Origin of the sequence: Microbacterium sp. oral taxon 186 str. F0373 (genome assembly GCF_000411455.1) — a bacterium.
Taxonomy (GTDB): Bacteria; Actinomycetota; Actinomycetes; order Actinomycetales; family Microbacteriaceae; genus Microbacterium.
Map to the genome: position 1 here is coordinate 584,900 of NZ_KE150458.1, position 16,183 is coordinate 601,082.

General features: G+C 70.9%; 11 protein-coding genes and 2 pseudogenes. 8 read left to right on the plus strand and 5 right to left on the minus strand.

Features of this window, described 5'->3' with window-relative positions; translation table 11 throughout:
- Window positions 1-2,370 (plus strand): annotated as a pseudogene (gene mobF, locus HMPREF1529_RS12945) (MobF family relaxase); the annotation flags it as partial.
- A gap of 3 nt (window positions 2,371-2,373) precedes the next feature.
- Window positions 2,374-2,703, plus strand: a pseudogene (locus tag HMPREF1529_RS16370) (PTS sugar transporter subunit IIA); the annotation flags it as partial.
- A 59-nt stretch (window positions 2,704-2,762) separates the two neighbouring features.
- On the opposite strand, the gene HMPREF1529_RS12950 reads toward HMPREF1529_RS16370, so the two are convergent.
- From HMPREF1529_RS12950 to HMPREF1529_RS12960, 3 genes are read right to left on the minus strand one after another with little or no spacing between them, the layout of a single operon-like run.
- Window positions 2,763-3,473, minus strand: a complete 711-nt coding sequence (locus HMPREF1529_RS12950; RefSeq protein WP_016465133.1) for an SOS response-associated peptidase — start codon at window positions 3,471-3,473, stop codon at window positions 2,763-2,765.
- 9 nt (window positions 3,474-3,482) lie between these two features.
- Window positions 3,483-4,544, minus strand: a complete 1,062-nt coding sequence (locus tag HMPREF1529_RS12955; protein WP_005049394.1) for an App1 family protein — start codon at window positions 4,542-4,544, stop codon at window positions 3,483-3,485.
- A gap of 4 nt (window positions 4,545-4,548) precedes the next feature.
- Window positions 4,549-5,232, minus strand: a complete 684-nt coding sequence (locus HMPREF1529_RS12960) for a DedA family protein (protein ID WP_016465134.1) — start codon at window positions 5,230-5,232, stop codon at window positions 4,549-4,551.
- A gap of 82 nt (window positions 5,233-5,314) precedes the next feature.
- On the opposite strand from HMPREF1529_RS12960, the gene HMPREF1529_RS12965 reads away from it, so the two are divergent.
- From HMPREF1529_RS12965 to holA, 5 genes are all read left to right on the plus strand, one after another.
- The gene (locus tag HMPREF1529_RS12965) at window positions 5,315-6,637 is read left to right on the plus strand and encodes an anthranilate synthase component I family protein (protein ID WP_016465135.1); all 1,323 of its coding nucleotides are present in this window, start codon (window positions 5,315-5,317) and stop codon (window positions 6,635-6,637) included.
- Between the two features lie 70 nt (window positions 6,638-6,707).
- On the plus strand, window positions 6,708-9,290 hold the full coding sequence (gene leuS / locus HMPREF1529_RS12970; RefSeq protein ID WP_005049400.1) for a leucine--tRNA ligase: 2,583 nt from the start codon (window positions 6,708-6,710) through the stop codon (window positions 9,288-9,290).
- Between the two features lie 84 nt (window positions 9,291-9,374).
- Window positions 9,375-9,989 (plus strand): ComEA family DNA-binding protein, encoded by a 615-nt coding sequence (locus tag HMPREF1529_RS12975; RefSeq protein WP_005049402.1) that lies wholly within the window; start codon window positions 9,375-9,377, stop codon window positions 9,987-9,989.
- On the plus strand, window positions 9,986-12,355 hold the full coding sequence (locus HMPREF1529_RS12980; RefSeq protein ID WP_016465136.1) for a ComEC/Rec2 family competence protein: 2,370 nt from the start codon (window positions 9,986-9,988) through the stop codon (window positions 12,353-12,355). Before HMPREF1529_RS12975 ends, HMPREF1529_RS12980 begins: the two co-directional genes overlap by 4 nt.
- 52 nt (window positions 12,356-12,407) lie before the next feature.
- Window positions 12,408-13,454, plus strand: coding sequence for a DNA polymerase III subunit delta (gene holA, locus HMPREF1529_RS12985; protein WP_016465137.1), 1,047 nt, complete (start codon window positions 12,408-12,410; stop codon window positions 13,452-13,454).
- Window positions 13,455-13,646: 192 nt separating this feature from the next.
- On the opposite strand, the gene rpsT is transcribed toward holA, so the two are convergent.
- On the minus strand, window positions 13,647-13,907 hold the full coding sequence (rpsT, locus tag HMPREF1529_RS12990) for a 30S ribosomal protein S20 (RefSeq protein ID WP_036283540.1): 261 nt from the start codon (window positions 13,905-13,907) through the stop codon (window positions 13,647-13,649).
- Between the two features lie 217 nt (window positions 13,908-14,124).
- On the opposite strand from rpsT, the gene HMPREF1529_RS12995 reads away from it, so the two are divergent.
- Window positions 14,125-15,420, plus strand: a complete 1,296-nt coding sequence (locus HMPREF1529_RS12995; RefSeq protein ID WP_016465139.1) for an MFS transporter — start codon at window positions 14,125-14,127, stop codon at window positions 15,418-15,420.
- On the opposite strand, the gene HMPREF1529_RS13000 is transcribed toward HMPREF1529_RS12995, so the two are convergent.
- Window positions 15,350-16,093, minus strand: a complete 744-nt coding sequence (locus HMPREF1529_RS13000; RefSeq protein WP_016465140.1) for an alpha/beta fold hydrolase — start codon at window positions 16,091-16,093, stop codon at window positions 15,350-15,352. The two genes, HMPREF1529_RS12995 and HMPREF1529_RS13000, sit on opposite strands and share 71 nt — an antisense overlap.
- Window positions 16,094-16,183: the final 90 nt, after the last annotated feature.

The following is a 16,183-nucleotide window of genomic DNA, read 5'->3' on the forward strand; positions in this document are numbered from 1 at the left end:
GTGACGGTTTCGATGCGCGTCATGTCGGCGGGCGATGGCTACAAGTACCTGCTGCGCACGGTCGCCGCGGCGGACGGCGACAGGTCGCTCTCGACCCCGTTGACGAGGTACTACAACGCCGAGGGCACCCCGCCCGGCAGGTGGCTCGGAGCCGGTGTCGCCGGCCTCGGCGGCGGTCAGATCGCGGAGGGCGATCAGGTCTCCGAGGCCCAGCTCCAGCTCCTGGTCGGTATGGGCCGCGACCCGATCACCGGCAAGCCGTTGGGTCGGGCCTACCCCGAGTACCAGCCGACCGCCGAGCGAGTCGCTGAGCGCGTCGCGGACCTTGACCCCGCGCTCGGACCGGTCGCTCGCGGCGAGGCGGTTGCCGCGATCGAGGCCGAGGAGGCCGAACGCGGGACGCGCCGGGCGGTTGCGGGCTACGACTTCACGTTCTCGATCCCGAAGTCCGCATCCGTGCTCTGGGCGGTCGCAGACGCCGGCACGCAAGCCCTCATCGGGCAGGCGCACAACGCGGCGGTGGCGGAGGTGGTTGCGTACATGGAACGGGAGGTTGCAGCCACACGCACGGGCGCAACCGGCCGCGACGGCGCGGTTGCGCAGGTCGATGTTCACGGGCTGATCACCACTGCCTACGACCACTACGACAGCAGGGCCGGCGACCCGCACCTGCACACGCACGTCGTCATCAGCAACAAGGTGCAGACCGTCCTCGACGGCAAATGGCGCTCCCTCGACGGACGGCCGATGCACGCCGCGACCGTCGCTCTCTCCGAGTTGCACGAGGCAGTGTTCGCCGACCATCTGACCCGGATGTTCGGCGTGACGTGGGAGGCCCGTCAGATGGGCCGGGACCGTAACCCGGCGTGGGCGATCGCCGGGGTGCCGGAGGCGCTGGTGGCGGAGTTCTCCACGAGGTCGCGGCACATCGATGCCGAGACGGATCGCCTCATCGAGCAGTACGTCACCGAGCACGGACGCAGGCCGTCGCCGGCGACGATCGTGAAGCTCCGAGCTCAGGCCACCCTTTCGACTCGGCCTGAGAAGGAGGTTCGCTCGCTCGCGGACCTCACCGCCGAGTGGCGGTACCGCGCCGGCCGCGTCCTCGGAGCCGACGCGACGTCGTGGGCGCGCGGGGTTGCGGCGAACGAGGAACCGCTGCTGCTGCGCGCGGACGACGTGCCGCTGGACGTGATCGCCTCGCTCGGGCAGAGCGTGGTGGAAGCGGTCGGTGAGAAGCGGTCGACCTGGCGGCGGTGGAACCTCACGGCCGAGGCCGCCCGGCAGACGATGGGCTACCGATTCGCCACCATCGAGGATCGGGAGGCGGTCGTCGGCCTGGTCGTGGACGCGGCCGAGGCCGCGTCGCTGCGGCTGACCCCGCCCGAGCTCGCATCCAGCCCTGCGGTGTTTCAGCGGCCGGACGGAACCAGCGTGTTCCGGCCGAAGCACTCGGCCGCGTTCTCCTCCGAGGTGCTGCTGGCGGCCGAAGACCGCCTCCTCGAGCGCTCCCGCACCACCACCGGGCCGACCGTCCCGCTCGCGGTGGTCGAGCGGATCGCGAGGCGGCCCGACCGGAAGGGGCAGACGCTCGGCGAGGACCAGGCGGGCGCGTTGGCGAAGATCGCGGTCTCCGGCCGCATCGTCGATGTCCTGGTCGGCCCGGCCGGCGCGGGCAAGACCACGGCCATGTCGGCTCTGCGTCGAGCGTGGGAGGCAGAGCACGGCATCGGAAGCGTGGTCGGGCTTGCACCCTCCGCGGTCGCGGCGCAGGTGTTGGCCGATGACCTCGGTATCGCCACGGAGAACACCGCGAAGTGGTGGGAGGTCCACGAGCGCACCGGCGAGACGTTCCGCGCCGGGCAGCTTGTCATCGTGGACGAGGCATCCCTGGCCGGCACCCTCTCCCTCGACCGCATCACGGCGCTCGCGGCCGACGCCGGGGCGAAGGTGCTGCTCGTCGGGGACTACGCCCAGCTCCAGTCCCCAACCGCGAGCGGCGCCTTCTCGCTGCTCGTCCACGACCGAGACGACGCCCCCGAGCTGGTCGACATCCACCGATTCGCGAACCGGTGGGAGAAGGCTGCCTCCCTCGGTCTGCGGCACGGGCGCACCGAGGTCATCGACACCTACATGAAGCACGGCCGCGTGACCGGCGGGGACACGGAGGCGATGATCGACGCCGCCTACACCGCATGGCGGGCCGACTGGCTCGCAGGACGGGCGACGGTGCTGGTCACCGACTCCAACGAGTCCGTCCTTGCGCTGAACCAGCGCGCCCGGACCGACCTGATCCTCGACGGCACCGTGAACGCGCTACGCGAGGTCGAACTACGCGACGGCACCCGCGCCGCGGCCGGGGATTCGGTCGCCCAAGGAACGATGGGCCCGGGCCTCGCGATCGACCCCACCGGAGACACCATCGTCGCGCCGGCCGGCGGCACCGTCGCATCGGTCTTCCCGACGGGACATGCGATCGGCCTCGCCCTCGCGGACGGCACGGAGCTTCTGATCCACGTCGGCATCGACACGGTCGACATGAAGGGCGACGGCTTCGAGACGCTCGTGACAGCGGGGGACACGGTCGAGCCCGGTACGCCGCTCCTTCGCTTCGATCCGGAGAAGATCCGCCGCGCGGGGCACTCCGCGATCACTCCGGTGATCGTGCTCAACAACGAGGATGCGACGATCGAGTTCGCGTAGGGATCGAACGATCCTGCCGTATACGGCGGGGCGGACCTTGGGGTCCGTCCCGCCGTTCGTCACGAGAGCGGCGCGATCAGCTGCGGGCCGTTGTTGCGCACGTTGCCGACGGCACGATCAACTTCTCGCATCAGCATCCCGTCCACCAGGGCCGGGGCAGCGTCGATCGTCGCGTCCAGCAGATCGCCGACGTTCTCCGTGGTGGGGTCGAGCCAGACATCCGCGTAATCCGCGTCGATGAACAGCGGCATGCGGTCGTGAATCGAGCCGAGCTGACCCACGGCATCCCTGGTCATGATCGTGAAGCTCAGTACCCATCGTGAGGGGTCGTCCGCGGCCTTCGCGGGGTCTTTCCACCACTCGTAGAGACCGGCGAAGAACAGCGGCTCGTCGCCAGCCGGGTGGATGTAGTACGGCGTCTTGACGCCGTCTTGCGTCTTCCATTCGTAGTAGCCGGATGCCGGGACGATCGCTCGCCGCGCGATCAGCGCCTGCCGGAACATCGGCTTGTTCTCGACCTCTTCGGCGCGCGCGTTGATCGCCTTCGCGCCGATGCCCACATCCTTTGCCCAGCCGGGGATCAGACCCCAGCGCGCGGATTCCAGACGACGTGTCGGAGGCTCCGTCTTGGCGGAGTCGAGCACGATCGCGACACGGTCAGTGGGCGCGATGTTGAACGAAGGCTGCGGCAGGTCGTCACCGACGACATCCACGCGCAGCACACCGACGAGCTCGGAGCCGGAGCTGCCCACGACGAATCGACCGCACATGCGGCCAGCCTACGCGGGGCCTCCGACGCCGTCGGCCGTGCCGCCCACGACACCGATCTCAGCCAGCCGATCGAGAAGGCCGGCGCCGTCGTCCCCTGTCACCCACGGCACCGTGGCGGCGGTGTGGTCGTCCACGGCCGTGCGTCCTCCGGCGAGCACCGCCTCCGCCGGCGAGAGCCGGCGGATCGCGACGGCCGTGACGTGATCGGGGTGCGCGCCCGTGAAGGCCGTGTACAGGGCATCGTCATGCTGCCCGTCGTCACCGATCAGCACCCATCTCACCTGGGGGAACTCGCGCGCGAGGCGTCGGAGGTTCTCCTCCTTGTGTGCCCGGCCGCTGCGGAACCACCGGTCGTGCGTGGGTCCCCAGTCGGTCAACAGCAGTGCGCCGGGCGGAAAGAGGTGACGACGGAGAAAGCGCTGGAGCGTCGGAGCGACGTTCCACGCGCCGGTGGAGAGGTAGACCATGGGCGCGCCCGGGTGCTCGCGCACGAGACGCTCGAGCAGCACGGCCATGCCGGGCACCGGCTGGCGGGCGTGCTCGTTCACGACGAAGGAGTTCCACGCGGCGATGAGCGGCCGAGGCAGGGCCGTCACCATGACGGTGTCATCGACGTCGGAGACGATGCCGAAGCGGACATCGGAGCCCACGACGAACACGCGCGTCTCGAACGGCTCCGACCCCTCGACGGTCATCGACAGGGGCTGCCATCCCGGCTGCAGTCGGGCCGGCAGCACGGCATCGATGACGCCACCGCGATCGGCGATCACCTCGTGTGTGACGCCGTCCACGCTCACCGTCACGGTCGCATAACCGACGGGAACGGCAGCGAAGCTGCGCCAACCACGGACGCCGCCGTCGTCGCCACGTCGACGACGCGCGCGGACGGGAGGGACGATCAGCACACGCCCGAGGACACGAACCCAGTCCTCCCCGCCGTAACCGGGGTACGCGGACACACTGGCGCGCAGCCCACGGGCGCGGGCCCGACGTTCTCGCCACGCATGGAACCGGTACTCCAGTCGGGCGATCCAGAGCACCTTCACGCGCGGTGCGGGTTCGGCGGCCATCGTTTCAGTCTCCCATGCCGTCCGTGCGCTTCGTGCCGGGAGCCTCGTCGTCCAGTCGCATATGGCGCGCCTCGCGTGCCACGATCACGCGCTTGGCGACGTAGGCGAGAAGGAGGAAGACGATGATCGCACCGACGAAGAAGTACCCCGCGGTGTGCAGACGGTCGGCCAACTCTCGGTAGGTGCCCGCCGCCGCTGCCGCCACGCTCACGTAGGCCACGGCCCACACCGTGCAGGCCGGCGCGGTCCACGCGAGGAAGCGGCGATAGGAGAACCCGCTCATCCCCACCGTCAAGGGCACGAGGGAATGCAGAACCGGCAGAAAGCGGGAGAGAAAGATGGCCGGTCCGCCGCGCCGTCGCAGGTAGAGCTCGGCGCGAGTCCAGTTGTCTTCGCCGATCCGACGTCCGAGACGCGAAAAGCGGATGCGGGGGCCGAGCCACCGACCGAGCCAGAATCCGACGCTCTCTCCGATGAGTGCACCCACGACCACGACCACAATGAGCACGACGGCTTCGGCGACCGATCCGACGGCCGTGGCAGCGACGATGACGACGGTGTCTCCGGGCACGATCAGGCCGACCAGAACGCTCGTCTCCAGCATGATGGCGACGCCCGCGAGCACCGTGCGCAGGACGGGATCCACACTCTGCACGGCATCGAGCAGCCATGAGAGGAACTCGTTCACGGCTCCAGCCTATGGCGGGTGAAGGTGTGTGCACGCTGTGCATTCGCCCTCGGCGACCGAACGTCACGGCTAGCCTGGAGCGATGAGCTCCAGCCTCGTCGCCCGCCGGCACGACTGGGTCGATCCGGCCGTCGTCTTCGCGACGATCCTGTGCGACGACGAGCATGCGTTCTGGCTAGATGCCGGGCCGGCTGCGACGGCAGGATTCAGCTGGATGGGCGTGGGCGCTCCCGACGCAACACCCCGCGACCTTCCTCTCGTGGCGGACGCGCGGCAGCCGGCGGTAGTGCCGGGTCCGCTGCAGGGCGGCTGGGTGGGGTGGTGGGGGTTCGATGCGGCGGCCGCGGCCGTCGGCGCGCCCGCGCGCATCGACGACGCCGACGGACCGCAGGAGCTGTGGCTGCGGATCGAGTGGTTCGTCGTCTTCGACCACGCCGCCCGTGAGGTGTGGATTGCCGCGCCCGCCGACCGCGGCGAGGCCCTCGCCGACGCGGTGGAGGGCGCACGGTCGTCGGCTTCGCGTGTGGCGTCACGCCGCCCCGCTGCCACACGCCAGGCGGTCCCCATCGCATCGGCCCGCCAGACGCCGGAGGAGTATCGGGCGCTCATCGCGCAGTGCCGAGACGCGATCCGGGCCGGCGACGCCTACCAGCTCTGCCTGACGACGCGGTTCACGGTCGCGGCATCCACACCCTTCGATCCCGTCTCCACCTATCTCGCGCTGCGCGACGCGCTGCCCGCACACCACGGTGGGATCATCCGCAGCGGCGACACCGCGTTGCTCAGCGCGAGTCCCGAGCGCTTCCTCGAGGTCACAGGCGGCGTGGTGCGCACGCACCCGATCAAAGGCACCCGGCCGCGCGGCCGCGACGCCGACGATGACGCCGCGCTGCGTCGCGCGCTCGTCGACAGTGTGAAGGAGCGGGCCGAGAACGTCATGATCGTCGACCTGATGCGCAACGACCTGCAGCGGGTGTGCCGGCCGGGGACGGTCCGCGCCGAACGTCTGCTCGAGGTGGAGTCCTATACGGCGGTCCACCAGTTGGTCAGCACCGTCGCGGGCCAGCTTCTGCCCGACGCCACCCTCGGACACCTGCTGGACGCCGCCTTCCCTGCGGGGAGCATGACGGGGGCGCCGAAGCTGTCGGCGATGACGATCCTGTCCGCGCTGGAGGGGGCAGGCCGGGGCATCTACGCGGGGTGCTTCGGCTGGGTCGGCACGGACGGTCGCGCCGACCTGGCGATGACGATCCGATCGATCGTGCTGCGACCGCACGGCGCATACGTCGGTGCCGGCGGCGGCATCACCTGGCTCTCCGACCCCGAAGAGGAGGTCGCCGAGGTCGGGCTCAAAGCCCGGGGCCCCCTCGCCGCGCTGGGTGCGAATCTGCCGCCGGGATGGTAGGACGGGTCCGCTAACCTGGAAGGACGCCTCTCGTGCGTTCCCGAGCTTTCAGATTGGTCTTCCCCTTCCCATGAGCAGCCCCACAGACATCGCCACCGCCGCCGAGAACGGACCGTACGACGTGCACGCCGTGCAGGAGAAGTGGCAGCGCATCTGGGCCGAGAAGGACCCGTTCCGCGCCGGCGGTGAAGACGACACCCGCCCGCGAAAGTACGTGCTCGCGATGTTCCCCTACCCGTCGGGCGACCTGCACATGGGGCACGCGGAGAACTACCTCTACTCCGACATCGTCGCGCGCTTCTGGCGTCACCGCGGGTACAACGTGCTCAACCCGATCGGCTGGGACAGCTTCGGCCTGCCCGCCGAGAACGCCGCCATCAAGCGCGGCGTCGAGCCGCGCGGCTGGACCTACGGCAACATCGCGCAGCAGCGCTCCAGCATGCAGCAGTACGGCGTCTCGTTCGACTGGTCGCGCGTACTGCACACCTCCGACCCGGAGTACTACCGCTGGAACCAGTGGCTCTTCCAGCGGCTCTATGAGAAGGGCCTCGCGTACCGCAAGGATGCGCTCGTCAACTGGGACCCGGTCGACCAGACCGTGCTCGCCAACGAGCAGGTGCTGCCCGACGGGACATCGGAGCGCAGCGGCGCCGTGGTCGTCAAGAAGAAGCTCACCCAGTGGTTCTTCCGCATCACTGAGTACGCCGACCGCCTGCTCGACGACCTGAATCAGCTCGAGGGCTTCTGGCCGCACAAGGTGCTGCAGATGCAGCGCAACTGGATCGGACGCTCCGTCGGCGCCGACATCGACTTCGAGATCGAAGGCCGCGCCGACAAGATCACCGTGTTCTCGACGCGCCCCGACACCCTCTACGGCGCGACGTTCATGGTCGTCGCCCCGGACTCCGACCTCGCCGCGGAGCTCGTGGCCTCGGCATCCCCGGAGGCGCGCATGCGCTTCCAGGACTACCTCGACACCGTGCAGAAGACGAGCGAGATCGACCGGCAGACCGCCGACCGCCCGAAGACCGGCGTGTTCCTGGAGCGGTACGCGGTCAACCCGGTCACGGGGGAGCGGCTGCCCATCTGGGCCGCGGACTACGTTCTCGCCGGCTACGGCCACGGCGCCGTCATGGCGGTTCCCGCCCACGATCAGCGCGACCTCGACTTCGCCCGTGCGTTCGATCTGCCCGTCAAGGTGGTCGTCGACACGACAGCCCCCGTGACCGGCGCGATCCCGGTGATCGAACTGGATGCCGAGGGCGTGCCGATCGATCCGGGTGCTCCGGGCATCGACGAGATCGACCCGGCCAAGACCGGCGTGGCGCTCACGGGCGACGGCCGGATGATGAACTCCGGCCCCCTCGACGGACTGAGCAAGCGCAACGCCATCGCCCGGGCCATCGAGCAGCTCGAGGCCGCCGGAACCGGTCGCGCCGCGAAGACCTATCGCCTCCGCGACTGGCTCATCTCACGCCAGCGCTACTGGGGCACGCCGATCCCGATGGTGCACACCGCCGATGGGCGCATCGTGCCCGTGCCGGACGAGCAGCTGCCCGTCGAGCTGCCGGCCATGGAGGGCCTCGACCTGACGCCGAAGGGCTCTTCTCCGCTGGGCGCCGCGACCGGATGGGTCGAAACCGTCGACCCCGAGACGGGCGCGCCGGCCCTGCGCGACCCCGACACGATGGACACGTTCGTCGACAGCTCCTGGTACTTCCTGCGGTTCCTGTCACCGGGCGACACGACGAAGGCGTTCTCCTCGAAGGACGCCGACCGATGGGGTCCGGTGGACTTCTACATCGGCGGCGTCGAGCACGCCATCCTGCACCTGCTGTACGCGCGCTTCATCACGAAGGCGCTGTTCGACATGGGCCTCGTCGAGTTCACCGAGCCGTTCTCCCACCTCATCAACCAGGGCATGGTCATCCTCGACGGCGCCAAGATGAGCAAGAGCAAGGGCAACCTCGTGCTCTTCCAGGATGAGCTGAACGCCCACGGTGCCGACGCACTGCGGGTCGCGCTCGCCTTCGCCGGTCCGGTGGAGGACGACAAGGACTGGAGCGATGTCTCGACGACGGGAGCCGCGAAGTTCCTGGCGCGCGCCTGGCGCATCGCGCAGGAGGTGACCAGCACCCCGGACGTCGTGTGGGCCGAGGGCGACCAGGCCCTTCGCCGTGTCACCCATCGCCTGTGGGCCGACGCCCCCGGGCTGATCGAACAGACCAAGTTCAACGTCGTCGTCGCCCGCCTGATGGAGCTCGTCAACGCGACGCGCAAGACGATCGACGGCCCCGCCGGGGCGGGCGACCCCGCCGTCCGCGAGGCCGCCGAGGCGATCGCGATGGTCCTCGACCTGTTCGCTCCGCACACCGCGGAGGAGATGTGGGAGCAGCTCGGTTACGAGCCGTTCGTGGGTCTCGCCACCTGGCGTCAGGCCGATCCGACGCTGCTGGTCGAGGAGTCGGTCACCGCGGTCGTGCAGATCGACGGCAAGGTGCGCGGCACGCTGACGGTGCCGGCCCGCATCTCGGCAGACGAACTGGAGGCGCTGGCGCGCGCCGACGAGAAGGTGGTGCGCTCACTCGCCGGACGCGAGATCGCGCGCGTCGTCGTCCGTGCTCCCAAGGTCGTCAGCTTCACCACCGCGTAGTCTCCTCCCCATGAGGGCGGCGCCGGCCGCTCGTCCACGGATGCCGCGCGGACGCTGATCCCGGCGTTACGCCGATGGCACGGTGTGGAGGTGAGTCCGCCCGACATCGACCACGCACCGCGCACCGCCGCCGACGCGCATCGCGCCCGTCGGCGGCGCGTCGGCACCGGTGCGGCCCTGGTGCTGGTGCTGGCGGCCGCGGCGATCGCGGTCGCGGTGGGACTCGTCCGCTCGGTGGCCACCGCCGACACGGGCGTCGCGGTGGCGCCCGTCGAGATCTCGGCCGCAGCGCTCTACGTGCACGTGTCGGGTGCCGTGGAGCGCCCCGGGCTCTACCGCCTGGACGGCGGAGCGCGCGTCGTCGATGTGGTCTCCGCGGCGGGCGGGTTCACGGACACCGCCGATCGCACGGCGGTCAATCTGGCGCGACCTCTCGTAGACGGCGAACAGGTGCAGGTGCCAGAGGTGGGGGAGGCGCCGTCCACCGGCGAGTCCGTCGGCGGTGACGGACGCGTGAACCTCAACACCGCCGACGTCGCCGCCCTCGACACGCTTCCGCGCGTCGGACCCGCGATCGCAGAGCGCATCATCGCGTGGCGCGAGGAGAACGGCCGGTTCACCAGCGTCGACGACCTGCTGTCGGTTCCCGGCATCGGCGAGAAGATGCTCGCCGGACTCCGCGACCTGGTGACGGTGTGACCGGCACCGCAGCGACGACACCTCAGCCGACCCGCGCCGGCCGGGGCGGCCGATCCCTGCGACGCCGGGACGTGCGCCTCGTGCCCGTCGCCGCCGGTGCGTGGGTGACGGCCGGCGTCCTCACCGGCACGGCGGATGCCGCGGCATCCGCAGCCGCGCTGCTCTGGGCGAGCGCACTCGTGGTCGTCCTCGCGCTGGTGCACCGGCGGCCACGCTCCGCTGCGTTCCGGGCGGGACGCAGCGCTCCTGCGCTCGCCCTGGTCGCCATCGTCCTGGCCGTCGCGGCGGGGGTCGCCTCGCACGTCGCCTCCGCGCTGCCTGCTCGCGGAGCCGTTGCGGCGGCGGAGATCGCCGGGGGACGTGCGCTGACGGTCGACGTCGTCGCGGTCGGCAAGATCGAACGCGGCGCGGCCGGCTGGCGATTCGACGCCGTGCTGCAGCGGCTCGCCTACGGAGAGACCACGATCACGACACCGGTGCCGGTGCTCGTACGCACCGGCGACGTCCCGCCGGGACTCGATCTCGGCGCCCGCGTGAGTCTGACCGGAACGGCATGGGCCGCGGGCCCCGGCGAACGGGCCGTCCTCGTCATCGACGCGTCCGCGACGCCGACGCTGATCGCCGCACCGACGGGAGTGTTCGCTCTCGCCTCTCTCCTGCGCCACGGACTGACCGCCGTCACGACCGGGCTCCCCGATCCCGGCGGCGGCCTGATCGCCGGTCTCGCGGTCGGCGACACCTCGGGAGTCTCGGACGGGCTCGATGCGGCGATGAAGTCCTCTTCGCTGTCGCACCTCACTGCCGTGAGCGGGGCCAACTGCGCCCTGGTCGTCGGGATCGCCTTCGCGCTGGCGGCCCTGTGCGGAGCGCGCCGCCCCCTCCGGGTGATCGCAGGCCTCGGCACCCTCGTCGCGTTCGTGATCCTCGTCTCGCCGGAGCCGAGCGTCATCCGCGCGGCGACGATGGCCGCCATCGCCATGCTGGGCCTGCTGCTGGGCCGCACCGGGGCGGGGCTCTCCTTGCTGACGGCATCCATCGTCCTCCTGCTCCTGCTCGACCCGTGGCTGTCGCGCTCGATCGGATTCGCCCTCTCGGTCGCCGCCACCGCCGCGCTTCTCGTCCTCGCCAGGCCCCTCGCAGATGGCCTCTCGCGGTGGATGCCGCGCACACTCGCCCTTTTCGTCGCCGTGCCGCTGTCCGCTCAGCTCGCGTGCGGCCCCATCATCGTGCTGATCTCGCCCCAGGTGTCGATCTACGGTGTGGCGGCGAACATGCTCGCCGCGCCGGCCGCGCCGGTGGGCACCGTTCTGGGGCTCGCCGCCTGCCTGTGCGCCGGCATCCCCCTCCTGGGTGCGGGACTCGCGGCGCTCGCCTGGGTGCCGGCAGCCTGGATCGCCGCCACCGCCACGACACTCAGCACCCTGCCGGGCAGCGCGATCTGGTGGCCCGAGGGCGTCGGGGGCCTGGCCGCCCTGACCCTTGCCAGCGCGGCCGTGGTCGTCCTGCTGCTGCGCACACCGCGATCGGCTCGGGTCGCCGCAGTCGTGGTCCTGGCCGTCACCGCGGTCGTCGTGGCCGCAACCGGTCCCGCCGCGCAGGTCGGTCTTCGCGCCCGCCTTCCCGTCGCCTGGTCGATCGCGGTGTGCGACGTCGGCCAGGGCGATGCGATCGCGATCCGCGCCGCCGGTCGCGTCGCGCTCGTGGATACCGGCCCCGATCCGCAGGCGCTCACGAGCTGCCTGGAGACGCTCGGTGTGGACCGGGTGGACCTTCTGGTCCTCACCCATTTCGACCACGACCACGACGGAGGAACGCGCGCGGTCGCCGGCCGCGTCGACACCGTTCTGCACGGACCGACAGGTGCGCCCGACGACGAACGCACACTGGCCCGGTTGAGCGACGCGGGAGCCCACCTCGTCCGTGCCGACGCGGGGATGACCGGCACCCTCGGCGATGCCCGCTGGCGCGTGCTGTGGCCGCAGCCGCGCACCGCCGCAGGAAACGACGGCAGCGTCGTGATCGACATCGCCGGCCCGACCGTGCCTCCGATGCTGATGCTGGGTGACCTCTCTGCCGAGGGTCAGCGGCGCCTGATGGCGACGGCATCCCTGCGCGCCGCCTACACGATCGTGAAGGTCTCGCACCACGGCAGCGCCGACCAGGAACCGCGGCTGTACGGACGGCTCCGTGCCGCGGTGGCGTTGATCTCGGTCGGAGCGAACACCTACGGGCATCCGCGAAGCGAGACCCTCGCGATGCTCGAGTCCTTGGGTGCGCGGCTGGCCCGCACCGACGTGGAAGGTCTCCTCATGCTGTGGACGGAAGCGTCGAGTGTGCGGCTGTGGCACGAGAAGGGATCTCCGTGAGCTGCGGCCGAGCGCTGCCTCGGTGTCGCAAGCCGTCGGTAGGCTGGTGTTCATGCCTTCCGCGCCGCGTCGTCCCGCCTCTCGTGGAGGCGCGCGCACCGCGTCGGCGATCCCGCAGATCTCCTGGCGGTCGCCGCAGCCTGCCCCCGTTGTTCTGGTGTCGGGACCGGAGGACGTCTGCGCGGAGCGGGCGACCGCCGGCATCCGCGAGTTCCTCCGCGCGGAGGATGCGAGCCTGGAGGTCTCCGACCTGCGGGCCGACGACTACACCTCCGGAAGCCTGCTGACCCTCACGTCGCCGTCGCTGTTCGGCGAGCCGCGGCTCGTGCGCGTCGGAGGCGTCGAGAAGTGCTCCGACGCTTTCCTGACCGAGGCCCTCGCCTACATCGAGGCCCCCCAGGACGGCGCGACGGTGGTGCTCCGCCACACCGGTTCCAGCGTGCGCGGCAAGAAGCTGCTCGATGCGATCCGATCCGGTACCGGTGGCGGCATCGAGATCGCGTGCCCGGCCGTCAAGCGCGACTCCGACCGCTTCGACTTCGCAGCCGGGGAGTTCCAGACGGCGCGCAAGAAGATCGCGCCGGTTGCTCTCCGCGCGCTCGTGGGCGCATTCTCCGACGACCTCACCGAGCTCGCCGCGGCCTGCCAGCAGCTCATCTCCGACGTGCCCGGCGACATCACCGAGCAGATCGTCGAGCGGTATTACGGCGGCCGCGTGGAGACCTCGGCGTTCACGGTCGCCGACACCGCCATCGCCGGCCGCTACGGCGATGCTCTCGTGGCTCTTCGCCACGCCCTCGCCAGCGGCGCCGATCCGGTGCCGCTCGTTGCCGCGATCGCCTCGAAGCTGCGAACGATGGCGCGCGTCGCCGGCATCCGAGAGTCGTCCGCGTCGCTCGCGGCTCGACTCGGCATGAAGGACTGGCAGGTCGATCGCGCGCGCCGTGACCTCACAGGGTGGAACGAGGCGAGCCTCGGTCTCGCCATCCAGGCGGCGGCGCGGGCGGATGCCGAGGTCAAAGGCGCCTCACGCGATCCCGTCTTCGCCGTGGAGCGCCTCATCACGATCATCGCCACCCGCGCCCCCTACGGCGCCTGAGCGCGGGGGATGCCGCATCCGTCACTCGGCGGCGCATCCGACCCCGCGCTCATCCGTCCCGTCTGGTCGCATCCGGCACGGATGAACGACCAGACAGGACAGACGAACACACCCTCGCGCACGCGCACGCACCGACGACGAAGGCCCGCCGCCGCGGATGCGGGGACGGGCCTTCGATGATGTGGACGCGGCTCAGAGAGCGGAGACCTGCTTCGCGATCGACGACTTGCGGTTCGCGGCCTGGTTCTCGTGGATGACGCCCTTGCTCACGGCCTTGTCGAGCTTCTTGGACGCCTTCGCGAGCGCCTTCTCGGCAGCGGCCTTGTCGCCGGCGGCGATCGCCTCGCGGGTGCGACGCACCTCGGTCTTCAGCTCGCTCTTGACGGCCTTGTTGCGCTCGCGCGCCTTCTCGTTGGTCTTGTTGCGCTTGATCTGCGACTTGATGTTCGCCACGTTCGACGGCTCTTTCGTTCGGTTTTCGATGGATGTGCCGGGGTAGCGGTAGAGGGACGCCTCCGGCGGCGTGCGGGGTGGGACCCACACGCAAGCCAATCACCGAGTCTATCAGGTCGCCGCGCGCCGCCCCCGCAATGCGGCCCGCGGCGCCGGGCGTGCGGCATGATCGGCTCGTTCGGCCTCATCGACGAGGCCCACCGACGAAGGAGTCGCCGTGACAACCGCCTCGCCAGACTCGAGCACCCGGAACGCGCCCCGACGCGCCGGTGCCGCATGGTTCACACTGTTCACCCTCGCCTGGCTGGCGATCTGGACGGCCCAGCTGACCCCGCTGCAGCTGCTCATCCCGCTGCAGCTGAACACCCCCGGCGACGCCGACCGGTGGATCTCGGGAGTGGTGTCCTCGGGGACGGTTCTGGCAGCCGGCGGCCTCGCGGGTGTCATCGCCGGCCCGCTCGCCGGCGGCATGAGCGATCGCACCCGCGGCGCCTTCGGCAGGCGTCGTCCGTGGGCTCTCGGGGGAGTGGTACTGGGCGTCTTCTCGCTGATCGGCCTCGCGTTCGCCACGGGCCCGTGGACGGTGGCGATCTCGTGGATCGGCGTCTCCGTCGGTGTCGCCGTCGCATCCGCAGCGTTCACCGCGATGATCGCCGACCAGCTCACCGAGCAGCGCGGCACCGCTTCCGCCTCGATCTCGTCCTCGCAGGCCCTCGGAGTCGTCGTCGGCGTGGGGGTCATCGTCCTTCTCGGCCTGGGCGTGATCGCGGGGTATCTCGTCCTCGGCGGCGTCCTGCTGATCGCGGGCGGCCTCGGCGCCCTGCTGCTGCCCGACCCGCCCGCACCCGCCGCTTCCGCCACCGCACGCACCCGTCTCTCCGCCGCGGAGCGCTTCGCCGCATTCCGGGACCGCGATTTCGCGTGGATGCTGTGGGGGCGTCTCGTCGTCAACATCGGCAACGCGCTCGGTACCGGCCTGCTGCTGTTCTTCCTTCTCTACGGGCTGCACCGCGACCCGGCCGACGCGCAGGACGAACTGCTGCTGCTCATCGTCGTCTACACCGTCTTCGTCGTCGTGGCCTCCGTCGTCGCCGGGGCGATCTCGGACCGCACCGGACGCCGACGCGGCATGACGGTCGCCGCGGCCTTCGTGCAGGGCGCTGCCGCTCTGCTGCTCGCGGTGTTCCCGTCCTTCGAAACCGCCCTCCTCGCGGCCGCGCTGCTGGGCGTCGGGTACGGCGCATACATGGCCGTCGGGCTCGCACTCGGCACCGACCTCCTGCCGTTCGCCGAGGACAGCGCGCGCGACCTGGGCTTCGTCACCGTTGCGGCGAGCCTGGGGCAGCTGCTGGGACCGCTCGTCGGTGCCGGCCTCGTCGCCGCTGTCGGGGGGTTCTGGCTGCTGTTCCTCGGCGGCGCCGTGCTGTCGGTGCTCGGCGGACTCATGACCCTGATGGTGCGGGCTGAGCCCCGGCATCCATCGTCGCCAGCGCCAGGTCCACAACGGCGTTGAAGACCCGCGGACGCATCGCGGTGACCAGGTGCGAGGTACGCGGCACCACGATGAGCTCCGCGGCGGGCACCAGAGACGTGAACAGCCTCTCGTTGATGCGCAACTGATCGAACTGCCCGTTCACGAACCACGTCGGCACCGCGATGCGACGCAGCGCGGCGAGCAGATCGAGCACCGACAGGCTGCGCAGTGCGGTGTCCTGCGCGTCGTACGCGTAGCCACCGGCGCCGAAGTCGGCCCGCGTCTCGACGGGCAGCGTGCGATCGAGCACCCACTCGGCGATCGGTGCGCCGCGGCGGGGAAGCCGATCGAAGCCGCGCGCGAGCGTGCGATAGGTCTGCAGCGCCACGCCGCGCGGGATCGCGGTGCAGGATGCCGCGATGAACGCGTCGACCGGCGGGCGCTCCGCCGCACCGACGTACTCGATGGACACGAGACCGCCCATGGAGTGGCCGACGAGCAGCACACGACCGCGTGTGGCGGCATCGCGCACCGCGCCGTCGATCGTCGCGAATGCGCCGTCGAGCGTGAAGGGCTCGCCCATCCGCGCACCGTGGCCCGGGAGGTCGAGTGCGACCGCGTCGATGCCGCGGCCACGCAGATGCTCGACCTGCGCGCGCCACATCGTCGCCGAGGTACGGATGCCGTGCACCATCACCACCGTCGTCGCCATGGTCTTCAGCCTAAGCAGTCGGTGCGGCGCCGGACCCGACGTGCGCGCAGGCACGCACGAGGCCCCGGACACCCGCCGAAGCGGGGCCGG